The organism is Mycobacterium sp., assembly GCF_049280035.1.
Classification (GTDB): domain Bacteria; phylum Actinomycetota; class Actinomycetes; order Mycobacteriales; family Mycobacteriaceae; genus Mycobacterium.
In genome coordinates, this window is record NZ_JBAPPI010000079.1 from 1 (window position 1) to 2,224 (window position 2,224).

A 2,224-nucleotide genomic window follows, 5' to 3' on the forward strand; every position below is an offset into this window, starting at 1 on the left:
GTTCAGAGTCGTCCCCCGATCGATTAGCCCGCGCCATAGCGCTGTCCATATCGCTTCCTCGACCCTTTCGGCGAATTCTCGAATGCTCGCTGCTCCGGCGAATATTCAACCATGCTCGCAACTGTTGATCCGGAACCCACACCGCGAGTCGGCTGACTAGGTGAGATTGCCTTCCCGCGCCTCCGGGCGCAACCCGAGCGCATCTCGGCGCGCATTCTCGGCGGGCTTAAGCTTGCCGGTCATGGCAGTCGTACCCATTCGCATCGTGGGCGATCCGATCCTGCACACCCCGACCAAGCCAGTTCCGGTCGCTACGGACGGATCGCTGCCGGGCGACCTGGCCGATTTGATCGCCACGCTTTACGACACTATGGACGCCGCTTACGGAGTTGGCCTGGCCGCCAACCAGATCGGCGTCGACTTGCGAGTGTTCGTCTACGACTGCGCCGACGAGCGTGGGCAATCGGCGCGGCGCCGCGGCGTGATGATCAACCCGGTGCTCGAAACCTCGGAAGTCCCCGAGACCATGCCCGACCCGGACAACGACGACGAGGGTTGTCTCTCGGTGCCGGGTGAGTCGTTTCCCACCGGGCGCGCCAAGTGGGCCCGGGTCACCGGACTCGACGCCGACGGCAGCCCGATCACGGTCGAGGGCTCGGGGTTGTTCGCTCGCATGCTCCAGCACGAAACCGGACATCTGGATGGCCTCCTGTATCTGGACCGCTTGATCGGACGGCACGCCCGGGCCGCAAAACGTGCGGTTAAATCCCACGGCTGGGGCGTTCCCGGTTTGTCGTGGACCCCGGGTGAGGGGCCGGACCCGTTCGGTCACTGATGGTTTCGTGGCCACCACCCGGCACCAGGGTCACGGTGCGTTACCGTCGGGCGGCCGGGTCGATCCCGCCACTGACTGACGCGGTCGGCCATCTACTCGACATCGAGCCGTTGGTGCGGGTCCAGACGAAAACCGGGGCGGTGGTGCAGTTCGCGCCCGCCGATGTCGTCGCGGTGCGGGCGCTGAGCGATGCGCCGGTGCGCACCTCGCAGATCCGCGCGCTTGAGCACGCCGCCGCCTTCGCCTGGCCCGGCGTAGAGCAGCAGTGGCTGGACGGCTGGCTGCTGCGTGCCGGGCACGGCGTCACCTCTCGCGCGAACTCCGCTGTCCCGCTTGACGTTTCCGCCAGCACGGCGACCATCCCGGCGATAGTCGACTGGTACACCCGACGCGGGCTGACCCCGCGACTGGCGATCGCCGACCGCCTGCTGCGGTTGCCCGGTGTGGGTGAACAGACCTACGCCGTGCTGGTACGCGACGTGCACTCCGCCAAGCCTGACCCGTCGGTCCGGCTGCTGGACCGCCCGGACGACGCCTGGCTGCACCTCTACCGCCGCGAGGTCCCTGCCGACGTACTGACCGCCGTCGTCGACGGCGAGCTGGTGTTCGGTATGCACACAGACCTGGCGGTGGCGCGAGCGTCGGTGACCGACGCTCCGGATGGCACTCGCTGGGTGGGCCTGTCGGCGATGCGGGTGGCCGACCAGGATGCCGGCCGGGCGCTGTCCGAAGCCCTGCTGGCGTGGGGGGCGGCTGGTGGCGCGACCCGTGGTCATGTCCGGATCCTCGAGGACGATCACGCCGCCGCCGGTTTGGCCCAGTCGCTGGGCTTCGCGCTGCATCACCGGGCGCGCTACTTCACGGCGGCCACGTAGTTCGGCGACGATGCGGGCAGCGAAGCGGCCCGGGGTGGAGCCGAACAATTACCGTAGGGTCGGGCCATGCCGGACGGCAGGATTGATGGCGGCGACCCGCTGCGCCCGGTTTCGCCGCGCTTGCGATCGCCGCTCCTTCGGCTGGCCACCTGGAACGTGAACTCGATCCGCACCCGGTTAGACCGGGTGCTCGATTGGCTGGAGCGCGCCGAGGTCGACGTACTGGCTATGCAAGAGACCAAGTGCGCCGACGGCCAGTTTCCGACGATGCCCTTCTTGGAGCTCGGCTACGAGGTGGCGCATTGCGGATTCAACCAATGGAACGGCGTGGCGATCGCGTCACGCGTGGGCCTGGACCAGGTCGAGGTCGGCTTCGACGGCCAGCCCAGCTGGAGCAGCAAGCCGGATGTGGCGGCCGCAGCCGAAGCCCGCGCGCTGGCCGCCACCTGCGCAGGGGTTCGGGTGTGGAGCCTTTACGTGCCCAACGGCCGCGCCGTGGGTGACCCGCATTACA

General features: G+C 68.4%; 3 protein-coding genes. All 3 read left to right on the forward strand.

The annotated features are described in order from the left end of the window. Window positions 1-241: 241 nt before the first annotated feature. On the forward strand, window positions 242-835 hold the full coding sequence (locus WAN71_RS02650) for a peptide deformylase (RefSeq protein ID WP_422223842.1): 594 nt from the start codon (window positions 242-244) through the stop codon (window positions 833-835). Further along, the gene (locus tag WAN71_RS02655; RefSeq protein WP_422223843.1) at window positions 835-1,710 is read left to right on the forward strand and encodes an N-acetylglutamate synthase, CG3035 family; all 876 of its coding nucleotides are present in this window, start codon (window positions 835-837) and stop codon (window positions 1,708-1,710) included. The genes WAN71_RS02650 and WAN71_RS02655 overlap by 1 nt, the downstream gene beginning before the upstream one ends. Before the next feature lie 66 nt (window positions 1,711-1,776). Beyond that, the coding region (locus tag WAN71_RS02660; RefSeq protein ID WP_422223844.1) for an exodeoxyribonuclease III at window positions 1,777-2,224 on the forward strand (448 nt) is incomplete at its 3' end.

Bases quoted from the DNA above. Each gene is read 5' to 3' on its own strand.
- WAN71_RS02650 (WP_422223842.1), top strand. From the start codon at position 242: ATGGCAGTCGTACCCATTCGCATCGTGGGCGATCCGATCCTGCACACC.
- WAN71_RS02655 (WP_422223843.1), top strand. From the start codon at position 835: ATGGTTTCGTGGCCACCACCCGGCACCAGGGTCACGGTGCGTTACCGT.